We start from the raw sequence: 15,834 nt of genomic DNA on the forward strand, positions 1-15,834 counted from the left end.
TCACGTCCAGTGGAAGTAGTGTCGGATCGTCGACGGTGAAAGAGTGCTCAGCCGGGAAGCGGAAGCATCTGGTTGATCGTCTTCGCCGCCTCGACCGAGACCCTCAGGTCGCTCACCAGCCCCTGCACGATCGCCAGCAGCTGGTTGCCTTGCTCCCCGAACGCTTCCGCAGAGGACACCAACGGGAGCACGGTGTTCTGGACCTCACCGAGGATGGACTGGATGTTGGTGAGCTGGTCGTTAGTCATCTGGGCGCCCGCGGTGCTGCTGGCCAGCATCGCCGCCGCCGGGGCGATCGCCTCATCCAACTTGATCAGCAGTGGACCGAGCGCGGAGGTGGCATCGAGCGCGGTCTGTGCCGTGTGGGTGAGCTCGGTCAGTTGCCGGAGTTGGCCGGTCACTTTGTCGTTGACGTCGACGATGGCCTGAGAAGCGGCGATGCTCGTCACGTTGGCGCGCTGCTGATTGTCGAGGCGGGTGTTGAGGTTGAACACCACGAACGTGAGCAGACCGAGTACACCGACCGCCACGATCGCCAGAACCATCCGGGCGGGACCGCCGCGGCGTCCGAAGAAAATCACAGAACTTCTCCTATTTTCCTGACAGGTCGTTCGCGGACTCCTCCGCGGAGACCCGGGCGTTGTGCACCTTCGCCGCCGTCGAACGGGCGTCGTCGAGGATGGCCCCCAACGTGGCGCTGTCGGCCGCGAGGGCCGCGGTGGCGCCGTCGACGGGAGGCTGCAACGAGTTGATGTGCGTGGTCAGAGTGTCGAGGGAGGCAATGAGATCGGTCACGTTCGCGCCGGCCTGATCGAGGGTTGCCTGCACATCGCCGCTGATCTGACCGGTCAAGGTATGGAGTTCGGTGGTGACGGTCGCATCGGTGACGAGAACACTTGCGAGCGCGGTCTTCATCTTCTCCAGCGACGCGAACGCGGACAAGGTCACCTTTTCGTGCTCGACGATCTTGTCCAGTGCGGGGTTGTAGTTCCCGGCGGATACCACGGCCTGGTCCAGTCGGTAGGGGGTGGCGGTCAGGTTGTAGATCCGCGGGCCCAGGTAGAACACCGAGACCGGGATCAGGGCGAGCAGGAGCAAACCTCTGACGATGTTCGTGGCCTTCGACGCCCGAGGCGGTTCCCCGCCCTGCACGACGTCGTCGTCTGCATAGGGCAATTCATCCTGCATCGCCTGGTCATCGTAGGCGTGGCTGGCCGGGCGGCTGCGGCCCGAGAGGGAGGTCATGGTTCGATCACCGAGACCAACGCAATGGTGCGCAGCGCGGTCACGGTGTGGGTGAGCAGACCTTTGACGACGAGCTTGTGCTTCAAGATTTCCCCGAGCACCGTCATGCCCCGGCCGGTGAAGAAGCCCACCGGGATGAGCCCGCCGGCCTTCATCGGCAACTGTGACACATCCAGGATCTGATCGACGGTGGCGATGACGGTCACCGCTGGTTTCCCGACGACGTCGTTGTAGACGACCGCCTCGTCGGTGCCGAACACGATTGTGCAGGCGGTGTCGGTGTCCGTGCTGATAATGGAGACCGGTCGAGCGATTTTGCGTGCGAACTTGATTCGCGACGGAAAGTTCTCGAGGTTCTGCCCGAGCAACATCCCGACGATGTTGGCGACGCCATTCGCGTCCTCACCATCGAACAAACTGACGGGGTACGTGCCGGATTCAACAGTGGTCATGGGGTGGGCCTTTCAGACAGGGTGACGGCGTTTCGTGCGGTCCTGCACGGACGACTCACCCGGATGAGGGGTCGGGCGCGTGCCCCGTGCGAGAGTTTCGTGGGATCAGACGTCCCAGTCGGTGGGGACCTGACCCCAGGTAAGCAGGAAGTTGTTGAGTGCTCCCGCGTTCTCGATCGCCGCGGACATCGGGCCCTTGGCGAACTTGATCTGCCCCTTCATCAGCAGCTTTCCGCCGTCTTCCTTTCCCGCGGCGGCGGCCTGCCAGGTCTCGATGTTGCCGTTGATGATCAGCCACAGCTCGCTCTCGTCGAACGTCCGCGGCGTAAACGAGACGACCTTGCCCTCTTTGAATTCGAGATGGCAGGCGACATCGTCCCGGCCGATGACGCCGAATTCCAACTTGTTGGTGAACGTGTCAGGATCCTTGAAACCCTCGTACACCGCATCGTTGGCATTGACCGCGTCGAGTGCTGCGTCACACCACTCCTGTGAGAAGAGCTTCAGCTTGTCGGTCATCGATCCAATCTCCTTGTCCTTGGATGGCCAGCGCGGCAATTACGCTGGCCGTGCTGCGCGGATTGTGCGGACCTGCCGTGCCGCCGAAGGGGACACGGCGCCTCCCTGGACCCACCGTTCAATCACCCTGAAACCGTTCATACCAGCGAAGGCATCACGGCCTCGAGCTTCTCCGTCCAGCTCGGGCATCGCCGACCAATTGTCGCGATCCAGGCAGTAGTCGGCTTACTGGGTCGCCCTGTTCGAGCTCGGAGGGTCTATCTCTCAATCGAGATGGACACAGGGCCCTCCTGCTGTTCGCTCGCAGCCATGGCCACCCATCTCGTAGTGGCCAGCGCGATCGCGATATTCGTGAGCATGCGTCGGATCGTCTCCGTGGGACGGCGGGGCGTCAGCAGTCTGGCGCATGCGATCGCAGCATGAAGAATGAGTACGGGCATCTATCGAACCTTCCAGGCTTTCGGCGAGGTCCCGAGTCGAGGCATCGGTTACGTCGCGAACGCGGTATCTGCTGGGGGAAACTGGACCAGGCGTACCGTCAAAGAACTTCTAGCACGGGCCGCTAGTTCGTGGTGGTGATTTCGTCGACGAGATGACGCCACCGACGTCCGTTTTCGCGCGCGCCCTCGGCATAGGCCTCGGGTGCTGTCAGAAATGGGGGACGGGCGGGCCCGGCGTTGATGTAGCCAGCCTCGTCGAAGCGGAGCTTCTCCAGGGTGACGTTGTACTTGGAGAACTCGGGGAAGTTGGTACGGGCGAGGAACGGCTCGTAGGTCCAGTCGATGCGATGGGTCAGATGTCGCGCCGCATCGAGGTTTCCGGATGCGAGTGCGTCCCGGAGGGCGAGCACGGGCTCCGGGCCGCACAGCGCGCTGCTGCTCCAGCAGCCAAGCGCCTCGTCCGGGTAGAGGGTGCGGGTCGCCAGCCAGTCGCTTTCGAGCGGCAGCAGCCGCATCTTGCCGTCGACCGCGGCGATGTCCACCGCGAACTTCGGGGTGAGCGCAATGTATTTCGCGCCGATGACCTGGGGCAGCGTGGCGAGCTCGGCGTAGACCGATGATGGGATAGGGCCTTTGAATGCTTCAGGGTTGTCGTAGAGCACGATTGCCATGTCGGGGAACGTGTCGGCGATATCGCGGTAGAAGGCGGCCATCGTGTCGGCGCCGAGTGCGCCCCACATCGGACGACCGAGGAACACCCCGTGGATCCCGAGGTCTTCCAGGAAGCGGATCCGGTCGACGGTGTCACGGGTGTTCAGTGTGGTCGCCCCGATGAACAGCGGCAGGTCGGGGGCGACCTCGGACACGACTTCGGACACGCGCCGTGTGAATGCCTGCCACTCGGTGAGGGTCAGGGTTGCCATTTCGCCGAGCGTGCCGTTGGTGATGATGCCGTCGACGCCGTCGGCGATCAGCCGCCGGATCATCCGGTCCGTCTCCTCGAGGTCGACCGTGTCGCGCCCGGCGAGCTCCCCCGCGTCGGGGAGCGCCGGGGTCGGCGTGACCGCGACGACGCCGCGCAGGTCATTGACTCCGAACTTTTGTGCCATGCCATCTCCGATGTGAAGGTGTCGTTTCCAATGTCGTCGTTGACGTCCTAACGGTTCGGGACGCGCCCCCTCCACGGTGGCCGTTGAAGCTCAGGAACGGCCGGGCTGGGCAGGAATGATCGCAGCGGACACCAGCCCGACGGCGGGGACCGTCGCCGGGCTGGTGGACGTCCGAACCCGTCACGGCGCGTGGGAGGAGTGACCCACCCACGCGCCGACCCTCACTGCGTGAGACCGGCCATCCGCGTCATACCGCGGACCCCGAGACCGCCGTCGCTGTTGATGATGGTGCCGGTCATCGCCGAGGTCCGCTCCCGGGAGGCGAGAAGCGCGTATGCCCATGAGTGATCCTCAGGCTGGGCGACGATTCCCAGCGGATTGATGCCCTCGATCAAACCCTCGATGTCCGGCACGTCCTTGAGACGTTGGCCCTCGTTGGCCAGAGCAGGGATGCCGCGCAGCTCGGTGATGGTGCCACCTGGTGCCACGCCGTTGACGCGCACCTTCGGCGCCAGCTCGTACGCGAGCTCGGTCACGAGGCCGCGTACGGCGAACTTCGACGACACATACAGCGGGCCACCGCCACCGGGGTAGAACGCAGCGTTGGAGAGGGTGAGGATGATGTCACCCTCGTTCTCGATCAGCTCGTCGAGCGCCGCCTTCACGCTGAGCAGGTTGCTCTTGACGTTGACGCCGAAGAGTTGATCGAACGCCTCGCTGATCTTGTCCTTGGGCAGTTGCGGAATCTCGGTGAAGTAGTCGAAAACGCCGACCACGCAGACGAGCGTGGTGAGCGGCCCGAACGCGTCCACGACGTCGGCGACGGCGCGTTCGTTGTCGGCCATCGACGTGGCGTCGCCTTCCGTCACCACGACGGAGTCGGCGGGCAGTGCGTTGCGCAGGTCCTTCACCTTCTCCGGGGAGATCTCGAGGATCCCCACTTTTGCGCCCTGTTGCACGTAGAGCTCGACCACAGCACGGCCGATACCCGATCCGCCGCCGGTGACGAGCGCCACCTTGCCGTCCAGGAATCCCAAGGGAATCAGTCCTTTCTGAATAGAGCCGACAGGGGGCTCGCTTTGAGTTCCGAGCCCGGTCCGTAGGGCGTGTCGAGCAGCGCCGAGTACATGTCCGGCGTCTGCCAGGTGAGGCTCTCGAGTTGCAGCGGATCCAGATGGGTCTGGAATCCGAGGCGCGGCGAGGTGATGACGAGACGCTCACCACTGCCGGTGCGGGTGTAGCCGACCTGGATCACCGTGAACTCGTTGGCGATCTGGATTATCGGCTCTCCGCGGTCGTTGTGGATGATGCTCATGTAGGCTCCTCCGTCACATGATCAGGGCGAGGTTGTGTGTCATTATCGTGGTCTGATCAAGGAGCACAACACGTTTGGCGAGACGGAAGCCGTCGTCCGCGCGCCGGAGCACGTCCTTACGCTCGCCCGAGAGGACGTCGTAGGTAGCAACGTCACCGCGGGTGCGGTAGAGCAGCAGGTTCGAGGTAACCTCGAACTCGTCCTCGCTATCGCCCGGCGCGACTTGAACGTTGGTGACGAAGTGCCGTGAGCGCGACGGCGGGTCCTCCGCCCACGCGTACTCGGTCTCGAGGCGCAGCACGCGCATCTCCATCGAGTCCGCGTCGTCGTCCATGTGGGTCATTCCCTCGACGACGTCGGTCACGGCCTCACGCTCCCGGGTGACCCGCAGGGGCACAATGTAGCTCAGGTCCTCGGCGACGAGGTCCAGCCATTCCCGGTACCTACCGGCGTCGAGCAGCCCGGCCTCCATGTAGAGCCATTCGGTGATCTCACGGACGGTGGTGTCCGAGATCTGTGTCTGCGTACTCATGGCCTACGCCTCCGCTTTCGCTGGGGTCTTGGGGCCGGCCGCCGCCGATGTCTCCACCTTGCCGTTGCCGTTGCTGTTGCCGGCGTGCAGCGGTGTGTCCGCGAGCATGAGCTGCATCCAGTATTCGAGGAAGTTGCGCTGGTTGGCCTCGGCGTAGTCCAGCGGGTAGGCCTCCCCGGGTCCGGGCCAGTTCGGGTCGGGCTCGAGAACGCCGCGCCCCATCTGGTAGTTGAGCTCCCCTGTCTTGGCGAACTGACCACCCAGAACACGGGTGATACTGCGCCAGTTCTCGGCGTCGTCCTGTTCGAAGGCGCCGGAGATCCCGAAGGTGCGCAGGTAGGCCTTGTAGCTCTCGTCCTTGAACCAGTCGGGCGCATCCTTTTCGACGAGGAAGAACGACATCACCTCCATCTTGTCCGGTCCGAGCGGGTGCCAGAGGCGCAGCGTCAGGAACGGCGTCGGTGGGGAGAGGTGGTCCTTGGCCATCAGGAAGTTGCCGATCGACAGATTCGGGAACACGGTGCCATGGATGAAGGCATTGGGCCGGAAGATCTCGACCTGCTCCGGCGTGAGCCGACGCCCCAACTCCTCGACGATGTTCTCCGGCATGCCCATGAACTCCGGCAGCGGCATACCCGGCGGCGGACCGATGATGCCCAGGCCGTGACCGTGCTCGGTGTGGACGTGCTCTCCGTAGAGTGCGAACTGCGGGTCGGGCGGGGCGAGCCCCAGCTCGACCATCGAGCGGTGGGTCATCATGGTGTGGTAGGCGTCGCCGACGAAGTTGTCTGCGCCGAGCTTCCAGTTCGCGTCGACCACCCACCGCTGCGGGGCGCCGACGACCTGCAACCCGGCGTCACTGCGGTCCAGAACAATATCGAGGTAGAACTTCATATCGCCGAGGTAGTCCTCCAGCGAATCGGCGTTCGGGTCCAGCGAGCCGAAGATCAGGCCCTTGTAGGTGGCCAGGTTCGGCATCGGCCGCAGGTTCCAGTCGGACTTCTTCAGCTGGTTGCCGTACGCGTCCTTGCCGGCCGGCACGCCGACCAGACTTCCCGTGTTGCTGTAGGTCCAGCCGTGGTAGGGGCACCGGAAGTGTGAGGCGTTCCCCATCTCCGCGCGGCACACCTGCATACCGCGGTGGCGGCAAGCGTTGAGGTGCCCGCGGATTTCGCCGTCCTCGTCGCGGCAGACGATGAACTGATCCTCGGAGATGTACCGCACGACGTAATCACCGCGCTCGGGGATCTCACTCTCATGCGCGAGAAAGACCCACGCGTGACCGAAGACCCGCTCGCGCTCGACGTCGTGCACCTCGGGATCGTTGATGATCGAGGCGGGGACGGTCCAGTCGGACTTCACGTCGTGCAAACCCTTCTGGAGGGTCTGCCGGAGTTCGTTGCTCAGCATGCTTTCGGCTTTCTCGAGTCAGACATTCTCTTTCTCCTTCTGGAAGTGCGGGCCTATACGAACCCTGGAGTGCGGGCCATCGAACCCTGAAAGTGTGGTCCTACGAAGCGAATTCGATCCCGCGCAAAGCCAGCTACTTGACTGACGTTCTAACATGTTAGTATCTTTGTTCACATCGGTCAACATAAAATTGTGTCGCAGGTCACCGACGACCGGATTGTGTGTCGTGGGCCACCAACAAGGAGAGCGCAATATGACAACACCCGTCCTTTCACCCGAGTGGATGCAGACATACGGCGAGCTGTGGAACAACACCGAGGCGACACGCCAGGGACTCAAGAAACTGAGTATGGTCATCGAGTACCGACTCGCCGAGGACGAGAGCCGCGCAGGTCAGATCCAGGTGGTCCTCGGCGAGGTCGTCCGGGCGGGCGCACCGGCTGACGGCGTCAAGCCCGAGTTCGTGCTGACAGCCAATACGGACACCTGGCAGCGCCTCGGCCTGGGCGAACTCCCGGCAGCCAAGGCGATGGTCACCCGCGAGGTCAAGTTCCGCGGCCCCATGGCGGTCGCTATGGCGAACCTTCCATCCCTGGAAGCAGCGATGAAGATGATGGGCCAGATCGACGGCACCGACTGGTCGGTGTAACCGGAAAGCCTCGCGCACGAGGGTGGTGTCCGCCCTGCATCGAGCATCCGACGCCGCCGCGAAACAACAGATGAGGACCGTCCCGGTCGACGCGCGACCGGGACGCCGCCCTGGGCTTGGTCACATCATCAGCATTGGACATGCGCGGGTCGTGTACGGACGGCACTCCACCGATGATGCCGAGGGCGCGTTTCCTCGCCCTGCCGCAGCGAGGTTGGGACCCGCTGCGGCCCTTGATCATTCCAACCTGAAGCGACGGGCGGGCTGTGCGGACCTCTCGTTGGCGTAGCGCGTGCCCGTGCTCGTCGGCTGTCCACATCGTTCGTCTTTCCCTTGCGCGCGCCGCGGTTGGACGCTGCTGCGTCAGGGTGAAAGGGGTGTGGTCAGCGCAGTACTCAGGGCTCGCATGGACTGTGGCGCACGCAAGGGGGTCGCCGCTCGTCGGCCGGCGACCTTGCCGACGCGTCGTCAGGCGGACGCGGCGCGGGGCATACTGGCCGGCATCACTTTGTACTGCTTGGTCGGGCGGTGCAGGCGCGGATCGCGCATCCACAGCGACACACGATCGCGGTGGGCCATCGCGAAGCGGCAGTACGACACGCCCTCTGCCCGACAGGCGATCTCTTGCACATCGATTGGGAGGCCTGTCGCCTCCGAGGCCCAGCCCGCCGCGTATCCCGCCTGGAGATGGCAGGCCCGGCCGCGGTGCCCGTCGTTCAGCGCCTCTCGCGCGCTGAACGAGTTGTCCGACTCCCACAGCACGAGGAAGTCCTCGTCGAGCTTGGGCTCCCATAGCAGCAGTTGCACGTCTCCGTAGCCCGCCCATGCGAAGTGGAACGGGCCGGTAAGCACGCGATACTGGGGTTCGGTCATGCCGATCTTGCGGTCCGCGAAGAACGCCGCCGCGTGGCTGAGCCCGATGAGCCGACCGAACCGGTACATCACCGCGGGTGCCAGCTCGGCACCGAGGATCTCGACCAGCTCGCGCGGCAGGTCGCTGGCCACGACGTGGGTCGGAACCAGGGCGTGTGGAACACCGGCGAGCGACACCTGGGCATGGCCCGGGTCGCGCGTGAAGCGCTCCTGGTATTCACACATGTCGTCGAGGGCACGAGCAATCAATGCCGACAGCTGTGTCATGGCTTCTCTCCTCCTCGCTGCGGGGCGGCACCCTCCAGGTAGACGACGAAGCGGTCGCCGCACCGACGGGTGTGCTGCTCTGCGAGGGTCCGGGCACGCTTGGCGGTACGTCGCTCGAGCGCCTCGAAGATGGCCCGATGCTCGGTTCTGGATTCCGTCATCGACTCCCCCATCTGGTCGCCCGTGAACGGAAGCCGCGCAAGCTGATAGCGCAGCAGTGACCACACGCCCTCGACGGTCTGGATGAGCCGCGGCATGCCGCTACCCTCGATGATCTTCAGGTGGAATTCGTAGTTGAGGTCACCGTAGGCCACTTCGTCCCCATGATCAATGGCCGCTTCCATCCGCTCGAGCACGCCACCGAGCTCAGCGAGCTGCTGGGCGCTCATCGCTTTGGCGGCCACCTCGGCGGCAAGGCCCTCGAGCACGCCACGTATCGCGAACAGCTCGGTGACGGTCGTGGAACTCGGCCGAACAACGCGACACCCGACCTGGGGGATGATCTCCACGAGTCCCTCTGACTCCAGCCGCTTGAGGGCCTCGGACACCGGCGTGCGACTGATCTGCAGCTCCTCGGACAGAGCGTAAGTCGAGAGCGTGTCGCCCGGCTGCCAGCGACCGCGGAGGATCTCCGCGGTGAGCTGCTCATACGCTTGACCGCTTCGATTGAGGCGCTGACTGACCATGGGATCCTAGGTGTGCGAAGTGATCGATTCACTCCAGTGTATTGCACCGGTGGACGCGCAGCCGATCCGACTAGAATGTTACTACGCTAGCCGGGTACGGTTGATGCCACTGCGGTGTGGTGGATCACCCGAACCCACGCCGACGGCTTGGCCGACACCATGAACGTCACACGCGCCGGAACATCAAGCTCTGCAACGCTTCTTCGATGCCGCGCCGCTAGGGACAACCGAGCCGAGGGTGCGTGGCGGGGGTGTGATTTCGCCGAGGCCAGGTCGAGGGCCTCCCGGGTGATCGACGTCCGCGAGCAAGCATCCGTGCGCCCGCCGGAGCGCCGCACGATGCCTGCCGAGTCCCCACCCCCGATCCGTGGACCAGCCGTGTCCACCGACGGGGAGGTGGCAAACCACCTTCCACTACGTTGAATAGCGCGCTAGCATACTAGTATCAAACAAATCGAGGAGGGTTCATGAAGATTCTGATCGCGACGGAAGAGACACAGGCGGACCCCGCAACCGAGCTGTGGGTCTGCGAGGTCTGTGAAGACGTGTACGACCCCCAGCTGGGTGACCCGGACGGTGGCATCCCCCCGGGAACTGCCTTCCAGGACATCCCCGACGACTGGGTCTGTCCGGTCTGCGGGGCGCGCAAGAAGGAATTCCGGAAGCTCAGGCCGGGCGAGGAATACCAGGACGTGAGCGAAGACCTCGTAACGGGAGAGCTGGGATGAACGCTTCCGGCAGCGGCCGCGTCCTCGTCTGCCTCAAGCAGGTACCCGCCCCGGGGGCGGTCTCCTTCGACGAACGCACCAAGCGCATTCGCCGCGATTCCGACGCCGCGATCACCAACCCCGCCGATCTGTGTGCTCTCGCGCACGCGCTGTCGCTTCGCGACGCGCTCGGCTGGGAGGTGGTCGCCGTCACCATGGGGCCGCCCGCCGCCCAGGCCACCCTCGCCGACGCACTACGCCGAGGCGCCGACCGCGCCGTCCATCTTCTCGACCGGCGTTTCGCTGGCGCCGACACGCTGGCGACGGCGCGCGCGATCACCCGGCTCGTCGAACGTGAAGCGCCGGACCTCGTCCTCACCGGCCGCTGGACGCTTGACGGCGCCACCGCACAGGTCGGTCCGCAGGTCGCCGAACTGGCCGGGCTGCCGCAACTCACGCAAGTCGTGGCCCTGCACACCGGCGACGACGGTCGCATCCGGGCCGAGGTGGAAACCGACGTCGGCACCGAGGACTGGGCCATCGAGCTGCCGGGGTTGATGTCGGTCGGACGTGGAATCGAGCCGCCCTGGGTCGTCGACGCCGCCGACGCCGCGGCCATCGAGACGGTCACCGCCGATGATCTCGGAGGAGGGCCCCGCGACTTCGGGACCCGCGGCTCGCCGACCTTCGTCGTCGAGATCCGTCCCGGCCGCAGCATGCGCTCCACGGAGCACGGCGCCGACGCCCCCGCCGCCGCCAGCATGCTGGCCGCCGCGTTCGCGGCGGCCCGCGAGGACCTCCGGCCCGCGACCTACGCTGCCGGTCCGGCATCCCCGCCGCGGGAGATCTGGGCGGTCGCCGAGCCGCTGCCGGGTGGCGGGCTGCACCCCACCAGCCTCGAGGCCCTCGCCTGCGCCCGCTCGATCGCTGCCGAGCTGCACTCCACGACCGTTGCCGTCCTCCCCGGTGCGCACAGCAGCGACGCGCCGCGCGTCCTGCACGCGCACGGGGCGGACCGGGTGATCGTGCTCGGTGACGCCGGGCTCGAGGAGTACGCCACGGAGCCGTTCACGAGCGCCCTCAGTGCGGCGATCATCGCCGGCTCGCCGTTCGCGGTGATCGCCCCGTTCAGCGCCCGGGGCCGCGACTACGCGCCGCGCGTCGCGGCCCGGTTGGGCCTCGGGCTCACCGGGGATTTCGTCGCGCTCGAGGTACGCGGCGCGGACAGCGACGACCCGGACCTGCTCTGGCTCAAGCCGGCGCTCGCGGGGAACGTGCTCGCGCCTGTCATCGCGCACACCACCCCATCGATGGGCACACTGCGCCCCGGGTCCTTCCCGGTCGCCGCCGTCCGAGACGAGGGCGATCCGCAGGTCGACGTCCTCGAGCCGGCCGCCCAGGTCGCCGACGACCGGTGCACGCCGATCGAGCGGCGCGTCGAGAATCCCGACGCTCCCCATCTGACAGCGACGCGGGTGGTCATCGGCCTGGGCCCCGGGCTCGATGCGGCGACGCGCCGGGCGGCCGAGCAGTTGGCTCAGGCGACTGGCGGCGCGGTGGCGGCCACCCCAGCGGCGGTGGCCGCGGGCGACGCACCGCGGCAGATCGAGATCGGGCCACTCGCCCGCACGATCGCCCCCTCGATCTATCTGGGCCTGGGGAGACACGACCCCGGGACCCTCCGTGCGGTGAGTGGAGCAGGGCAGATCGTCGTGGTAGACCCCGACGCCCAGCTCGACGAACTGTCCGGCCTCGCCGACGCAGTCGTCACCGCGGATATCGAACCGGTACTTGCTGATCTGTTGGAGCTTGTCGCGGCGGTGCACTAATCCCTCCTCCGGAACTGGCTCACCGTCCCGGTCGGCGCCGGTGAACGGATCGGGCAGCATCGCCAGCCACTTGCGCAGCAGCGCATCGATCCGTGCCCCGGTGAGCCGGTCGCAGATCGCCTGCAGCACGGCCGGATCGTCGACCGCGGCGAACCCGTTGTCGAGTGCCAGTGCGGTGAACCCGAGCCCTGCCCCCGCGGCCTGACGCTGGGCCCAGTGGCGGCCGTTGATACAGAGTTTGGCGTTGCAGGAAAAGGACGAGCAGAACTCGAGGAAGAACGGGCCGAAGTCGGCGGCGACGCAGTAGAAGTAGTAGTGGTTGACCATGCCAGTGGACCTGACGCTCCACGGATAGCTCCGACCGTCGGCGTCGCGGCTTTTCTCGGTGATGGTGGGCTCCGGTGGGTCGGGCGGCCAGTAGGCCAACCAACCGCTACGACGATCCATGCACCCGATCGACGTCGTCGACCAGGGTCACCACCCCGACCCGCCGGTGCCCCTGAGCGCAGCCGCCACCACACGACTCGTCGGGCGGGCGAAGCCCCGTAAGATCTAGGCCGAGAGGTCGGGTGCGATGTCGACGATCATGTCTTCTTGACCGCCGACGAGTCCGCGCCGCCCGACCTCGACGAGGATTTCGCGGGTGTCGAGTACGTAGGTGGTGGCCGCACGCTCCGCGTGCCGGAGGAAGCTGGAGTAAACGCCCGAGTAGCCCAAAGTGATTGTCTCCCTGTCCACTTGCACCGGACGGTCCTGCAGCGGCCGGACGATGCCGTCAGCCGTGTCCTGCAACTTGAACAGATCACCGGTGTGCTTCCATCCGGTCAGGTCTGCGAGGGCGATGAACGCTTCGATGGGGGTGTTGCCCGCTTCGAACTCCTTGCCCGGCCAGGGATGCGTCGACCCTGGCAGCTCCTTCCTCGACCGCAACCCCGGAGTTAGCCACGGACAGTGACAGATTCTGGTGTGCGTGGATTCCGATCTCCGTCTCGGGATCGAGGACCTCTCGGTAAGCGCGCATCCGCGCTCGTATGTCGTTCATGGTCAGACGGCCACCCGAGTCGGTGATGTACACGCAGTGCACGCCGTAGGCTTCCATCAGCTTGGCTTGCTCGGCGAGGTGCGTCGGTGACGCCATGTGGCTCATCATCAGAAACCCGGAAACGTCCATGCCCAATTCTCGTGCCGCGCTGATGTGCTGCGCGGAGACGTCCGCCTCGGTGGCGTGTGTGGCGACGCGGACCGATCTAACGCCGAGTGAATGCACGAGCTTCAGCTCGTCGATTGTTCCGATACCGGGCAGCAACAGTGTGGTCAGCCGCGCCTTCGTGAGAGCTTGTTCCCGTACCCGGCGAGTCTTTCTGCGTTCGCGATGTGCGCTACAGCCGAGGTGACGTCGAAGACGATGTCGATGTCTTCGACGCCGGGCATGCCGATGAGACCGTCGACACCGGCAGCGGTAGCGGGCACTCCGAGACGGGTAGCCCGGGCCAGTCCGTCGGATCCGGCCCACTGCGGCTGCAGCATCCTCGATGGTGAGGCCCGGCCCGCACGATCCTCGTGGAGGATGAATGCCACCTCGGGTTCCACACGTGGGGTGATGAATCGGTCCGCAGGAACGCACCGATCGGACTCGAAGATCATCTCGTCGAGCAGGAATCCGACGTCCGGCTGGTCGACCCCGAGCTGAGCTGCATCACTGCGAGGTCAGCCCCACTTTGTGCCCGCGCAGCACGCTGCCCGAGCAGGTGAGCGCGCACGCTGGTCTGGATCCGGTAGGCCCCGTCGATGGTCAGGCCCGGACAGCGTTCGGAGAGCGGGGAGATCGGGATACGCGTGGTTGCCGCAGCGAGGAGATCGCCGGTGAGAGCGCCGAGGTCGGCCGGCTGCGCCTGGTCGATGGTGTTCCGGCGTGTCGGCGTCATCATGCGCGCACCGTTCCGGCCGCGACCGCTGTTTACGTGAGGCCGGCGGTCGTGTGAACGGGTACGGCCGTGGTCACGGCGAACCCGGCGATGTACTCGGGAATGGGCCGGTAGTACTCGGAGGTCACCGTGTACTGGCCGGCGGCCGCTTTCAGGGCGTTGTGGGCCGCGACCCAGGTGCGCACTTCGTGGGCGGAGTTGCCTGCCGTGGCGGCCATCTCCTTGGCGGTCCACGCATCGAGCTGTTCCAGCTCCCCGGAGGCCAGGATGTCAAGAAGTTGCCGGTCCCACTCCGGGGCGAGGTCCATGATGCCGGCCTCACCCCTGGTGAAGGCCTTGGCGGTGTCGATAACCCGCTGCTGGCGGACCGCTCGCGCCGCGGCGGTGGGGTGGCGGCCACCCAGCAACATCTTCCGTTGTTCCCCGGTCGCTGCCTCGAGCCGCGGTACCGGCGGGTCGTGGGACAGACCACCGGACCCGAGGAGCAGAACCTTCCCGTCGAAATTCTTCAGGAATGTGCCCACGGCCTCGCCGAGCAGACGGATTCGCTTCATCGGCGCGAACGGTGCCGCCACGGAATTGACGAAGATCGGGATCACCGGCTTCGTCGCGATGCCCCCGAGCAGGATTTCCAAGGGCTGGACCGCACCGTGGTCGACTTCCATCGCGAGGGAGACCGCAATGTCCACGCCCTGGTCCAGCACCGACTGCGCCATCTGCTCGGCAAGCGCCGAGGGCACGTCGAGCGGGCCGGCGGAGCTGCCGAAGTCCCCCACGCCCGAGGCCTCGAAGCCGATGCAAAACGGCGGCATGAGCTTGTAGAAGAACCCGTTGTAGTGATCGGGGGCGAAAGAAACGACGAGGTCGGGGTCGTAGTCTTCGATGAACTGCCGGGCCTGCGCGAAGGCCCTGTCCACCTCTGTGCGGACCTCGGGCGGGGGGTTGTTGAACTCCAGCAGCGGACTGTGTGACGTGCAGACCAGCGCGAGCGTCATTATCGGTTCCCTTCGGTGAACAATATGGTCTTCGCCTCAGCGGGCGGGCCAGCACTCAGCCGGCAAGGGTGAGCGGGCCGGTCGGTTCCAGGCAGAAGCCGGACCAGGCGTCGGAGTACTCGGTGTCGTGCGCTGCGCGCAGTAGGTGTCGGTAGCCGCCGGAGTAGAACACGAGTGGATCGCCCGGGGCGTCGTCCAAATGGTGGACCTTCCCGATGAAGAGGGTGTGGTCCCCGGCGCGGTGGGCGTCGACCACCTCGACACTGATGCGAGCCAGGGCGCCCCGTACCAGGGGGGCACCGGCGATCTCGTCGAAGCTGAAATCCGGAAGGAGGTCGGGGCGCCCACTGAAGTGCCGGCTAACGGTTTCCTGGTCGGCACCGAGAAAGCTCACGCCGTAGCGGCCACTGGCGAGCAGCATCTCGTGCATCTTCGCCTTGGTAGCAATGGACACCATCGCCAGAGCCGGGTCCAAAGACACCGACATGAATCCGTTGGCGGTCATGGCGTGGATCCCATCGGCGTGTTTGGTACCGATGATCGTCACTCCGGTAGTGAAGCGCCCCATGACATTACGGAAACGCCGGGGTTCCACAGGGGGCGCCGCATCCGGGCCGGTAGTAGTAGTAGTAGTCGACGTCGATGTGCTCATTGCTCCGCCTCTCGTACTGAGATCTTAGTATGTCAGCTTAGGGGTGTGTGATCGACCTGACAAGCCTCTCCGTCAAAGGCGACCGGAAGCTGTTCCGGTCCACCGGCGATCTACGTCGTCGTCGACCGCCGGTACGGCAAGCCCCACGGTCGGCCGCATTCACCTAGCCCAGAGGGCGTTTGATGGATCCTCTGGGCACCATCTGTTCCGTCGCCGCGTTCGGTTGGAC

The 15,834-nt window shown here is 65.7% G+C and carries 18 protein-coding genes and 2 pseudogenes; 3 read left to right on the forward strand and 17 right to left on the reverse strand.

Annotation, left to right across the window (positions count from 1 at the left end; translation table 11 throughout):
- Positions 1-47: 47 nt before the first annotated feature.
- The 9 genes from GFS60_RS30200 to GFS60_RS30245 all read right to left on the reverse strand — a co-directional run bounded on the left by GFS60_RS30200 (position 48) and on the right by GFS60_RS30245 (position 7,022).
- Positions 48-581 (reverse strand): hypothetical protein, encoded by a 534-nt coding sequence (locus GFS60_RS30200; RefSeq protein WP_159927752.1) that lies wholly within the window; start codon positions 579-581, stop codon positions 48-50.
- Positions 582-591: 10 nt separating this feature from the next.
- Positions 592-1,245, reverse strand: coding sequence for a hypothetical protein (locus GFS60_RS30205; RefSeq protein ID WP_159927754.1), 654 nt, complete (start codon positions 1,243-1,245; stop codon positions 592-594).
- Positions 1,242-1,697 carry a hypothetical protein gene (locus tag GFS60_RS30210; protein ID WP_159927756.1) on the reverse strand — a complete coding sequence of 152 codons (456 nt, stop codon included), beginning with the start codon at positions 1,695-1,697 and terminating at the stop codon, positions 1,242-1,244. The genes GFS60_RS30205 and GFS60_RS30210 overlap by 4 nt, the downstream gene beginning before the upstream one ends.
- Before the next feature lie 105 nt (positions 1,698-1,802).
- Entirely contained in the window at positions 1,803-2,216 is a 414-nt protein-coding gene (locus GFS60_RS30215; protein ID WP_159927758.1) for an SCP2 sterol-binding domain-containing protein, read from the reverse strand.
- 562 nt (positions 2,217-2,778) lie between these two features.
- Positions 2,779-3,765: a dihydrodipicolinate synthase family protein gene (locus GFS60_RS30225; protein WP_159927762.1), complete on the reverse strand. Its 987-nt coding sequence runs from the start codon at positions 3,763-3,765 to the stop codon at positions 2,779-2,781.
- A 221-nt stretch (positions 3,766-3,986) separates the two neighbouring features.
- Positions 3,987-4,802 (reverse strand): 3-(cis-5,6-dihydroxycyclohexa-1,3-dien-1-yl)propanoate dehydrogenase, encoded by an 816-nt coding sequence (hcaB, locus tag GFS60_RS30230; RefSeq protein WP_159927764.1) that lies wholly within the window; start codon positions 4,800-4,802, stop codon positions 3,987-3,989.
- 5 nt (positions 4,803-4,807) lie between these two features.
- Complete coding sequence (locus tag GFS60_RS30235; protein WP_005253629.1) at positions 4,808-5,080, reverse strand: hypothetical protein; 273 nt, start codon at positions 5,078-5,080, stop codon at positions 4,808-4,810.
- A gap of 13 nt (positions 5,081-5,093) precedes the next feature.
- Positions 5,094-5,612, reverse strand: coding sequence for an aromatic-ring-hydroxylating dioxygenase subunit beta (locus GFS60_RS30240; protein ID WP_159927766.1), 519 nt, complete (start codon positions 5,610-5,612; stop codon positions 5,094-5,096).
- Between the two features lie 3 nt (positions 5,613-5,615).
- Positions 5,616-7,022: a Rieske 2Fe-2S domain-containing protein gene (locus tag GFS60_RS30245; protein ID WP_159927768.1), complete on the reverse strand. Its 1,407-nt coding sequence runs from the start codon at positions 7,020-7,022 to the stop codon at positions 5,616-5,618.
- Positions 7,023-7,275: 253 nt separating this feature from the next.
- Here GFS60_RS30245 and GFS60_RS30250 point away from each other — a divergent pair, with 253 nt between their 5' ends.
- Positions 7,276-7,671, forward strand: a complete 396-nt coding sequence (locus tag GFS60_RS30250; RefSeq protein ID WP_007298130.1) for an SCP2 sterol-binding domain-containing protein — start codon at positions 7,276-7,278, stop codon at positions 7,669-7,671.
- Positions 7,672-8,139: 468 nt separating this feature from the next.
- Here the strand turns inward: GFS60_RS30250 and GFS60_RS30255 are convergent, their stop codons facing one another.
- Together GFS60_RS30255 and GFS60_RS30260 are read right to left on the reverse strand one after the other, a co-directional pair.
- Complete coding sequence (locus GFS60_RS30255; protein ID WP_159927770.1) at positions 8,140-8,811, reverse strand: V4R domain-containing protein; 672 nt, start codon at positions 8,809-8,811, stop codon at positions 8,140-8,142.
- On the reverse strand, positions 8,808-9,497 hold the full coding sequence (locus tag GFS60_RS30260; RefSeq protein WP_159927772.1) for a GntR family transcriptional regulator: 690 nt from the start codon (positions 9,495-9,497) through the stop codon (positions 8,808-8,810). Before GFS60_RS30260 ends, GFS60_RS30255 begins: the two co-directional genes overlap by 4 nt.
- A 467-nt stretch (positions 9,498-9,964) precedes the next feature.
- On the opposite strand from GFS60_RS30260, the gene GFS60_RS30265 reads away from it, so the two are divergent.
- Together GFS60_RS30265 and GFS60_RS30270 are read left to right on the forward strand one after the other, a co-directional pair.
- Complete coding sequence (locus GFS60_RS30265; protein WP_005253614.1) at positions 9,965-10,225, forward strand: rubredoxin; 261 nt, start codon at positions 9,965-9,967, stop codon at positions 10,223-10,225.
- Complete coding sequence (locus GFS60_RS30270; protein WP_159927774.1) at positions 10,222-12,033, forward strand: FAD-binding protein; 1,812 nt, start codon at positions 10,222-10,224, stop codon at positions 12,031-12,033. Before GFS60_RS30265 ends, GFS60_RS30270 begins: the two co-directional genes overlap by 4 nt.
- Positions 12,034-12,057: 24 nt before the next feature.
- On the opposite strand, the pseudogene GFS60_RS39370 reads toward GFS60_RS30270, so the two are convergent.
- From GFS60_RS39370 to GFS60_RS30290, 6 genes and pseudogenes are all read right to left on the reverse strand, one after another.
- Positions 12,058-12,420 (reverse strand): annotated as a pseudogene (locus GFS60_RS39370) (hypothetical protein); the annotation flags it as partial.
- Positions 12,421-12,585: 165 nt separating this feature from the next.
- Positions 12,586-13,366: pseudogene (gene dmpG / locus GFS60_RS30275) on the reverse strand (4-hydroxy-2-oxovalerate aldolase); the annotation flags it as partial.
- Entirely contained in the window at positions 13,348-13,611 is a 264-nt protein-coding gene (locus GFS60_RS40155) for an acetaldehyde dehydrogenase (protein ID WP_328799851.1), read from the reverse strand. The gene GFS60_RS40155 and the pseudogene dmpG, both read right to left, overlap by 19 nt.
- Before the next feature lie 62 nt (positions 13,612-13,673).
- Positions 13,674-13,961, reverse strand: a complete 288-nt coding sequence (locus GFS60_RS30280) for a hypothetical protein (protein WP_159927776.1) — start codon at positions 13,959-13,961, stop codon at positions 13,674-13,676.
- Positions 13,962-13,990: 29 nt separating this feature from the next.
- On the reverse strand, positions 13,991-14,953 hold the full coding sequence (locus GFS60_RS30285; protein WP_159927778.1) for a 3-carboxyethylcatechol 2,3-dioxygenase: 963 nt from the start codon (positions 14,951-14,953) through the stop codon (positions 13,991-13,993).
- A 55-nt stretch (positions 14,954-15,008) separates the two neighbouring features.
- Positions 15,009-15,521 (reverse strand): flavin reductase family protein, encoded by a 513-nt coding sequence (locus GFS60_RS30290; protein WP_005253601.1) that lies wholly within the window; start codon positions 15,519-15,521, stop codon positions 15,009-15,011.
- Positions 15,522-15,834: the final 313 nt, after the last annotated feature.

The sequence above is a fragment of the Rhodococcus sp. WAY2 genome (assembly GCF_009859915.1).
GTDB classification, from domain to species: domain Bacteria; phylum Actinomycetota; class Actinomycetes; order Mycobacteriales; family Mycobacteriaceae; genus Rhodococcus_F; species Rhodococcus_F oxybenzonivorans.

What these genes read in the sequence shown, in the direction of transcription:
- GFS60_RS30280 (WP_159927776.1), bottom strand. Translation starts at nt 13,961, where the DNA reads ATGATGACGCCGACACGCCGGAACACCATCGACCAGGCGCAGCCGGCC.
- GFS60_RS30205 (WP_159927754.1), bottom strand. Translation starts at nt 1,245, where the DNA reads ATGACCTCCCTCTCGGGCCGCAGCCGCCCGGCCAGCCACGCCTACGAT.
- GFS60_RS30250 (WP_007298130.1), top strand. Translation starts at nt 7,276, where the DNA reads ATGACAACACCCGTCCTTTCACCCGAGTGGATGCAGACATACGGCGAG.
- GFS60_RS30215 (WP_159927758.1), bottom strand. Translation starts at nt 2,216, where the DNA reads ATGACCGACAAGCTGAAGCTCTTCTCACAGGAGTGGTGTGACGCAGCA.
- GFS60_RS30240 (WP_159927766.1), bottom strand. Translation starts at nt 5,612, where the DNA reads ATGAGTACGCAGACACAGATCTCGGACACCACCGTCCGTGAGATCACC.
- GFS60_RS30290 (WP_005253601.1), bottom strand. Translation starts at nt 15,521, where the DNA reads ATGGGGCGCTTCACTACCGGAGTGACGATCATCGGTACCAAACACGCC.
- GFS60_RS30255 (WP_159927770.1), bottom strand. Translation starts at nt 8,811, where the DNA reads ATGACACAGCTGTCGGCATTGATTGCTCGTGCCCTCGACGACATGTGT.
- GFS60_RS30235 (WP_005253629.1), bottom strand. Translation starts at nt 5,080, where the DNA reads ATGAGCATCATCCACAACGACCGCGGAGAGCCGATAATCCAGATCGCC.
- GFS60_RS30210 (WP_159927756.1), bottom strand. Translation starts at nt 1,697, where the DNA reads ATGACCACTGTTGAATCCGGCACGTACCCCGTCAGTTTGTTCGATGGT.
- GFS60_RS30260 (WP_159927772.1), bottom strand. Translation starts at nt 9,497, where the DNA reads ATGGTCAGTCAGCGCCTCAATCGAAGCGGTCAAGCGTATGAGCAGCTC.
- GFS60_RS30225 (WP_159927762.1), bottom strand. Translation starts at nt 3,765, where the DNA reads ATGGCACAAAAGTTCGGAGTCAATGACCTGCGCGGCGTCGTCGCGGTC.
- GFS60_RS30265 (WP_005253614.1), top strand. Translation starts at nt 9,965, where the DNA reads ATGAAGATTCTGATCGCGACGGAAGAGACACAGGCGGACCCCGCAACC.
- GFS60_RS30245 (WP_159927768.1), bottom strand. Translation starts at nt 7,022, where the DNA reads ATGCTGAGCAACGAACTCCGGCAGACCCTCCAGAAGGGTTTGCACGAC.
- GFS60_RS30270 (WP_159927774.1), top strand. Translation starts at nt 10,222, where the DNA reads ATGAACGCTTCCGGCAGCGGCCGCGTCCTCGTCTGCCTCAAGCAGGTA.
- GFS60_RS30285 (WP_159927778.1), bottom strand. Translation starts at nt 14,953, where the DNA reads ATGACGCTCGCGCTGGTCTGCACGTCACACAGTCCGCTGCTGGAGTTC.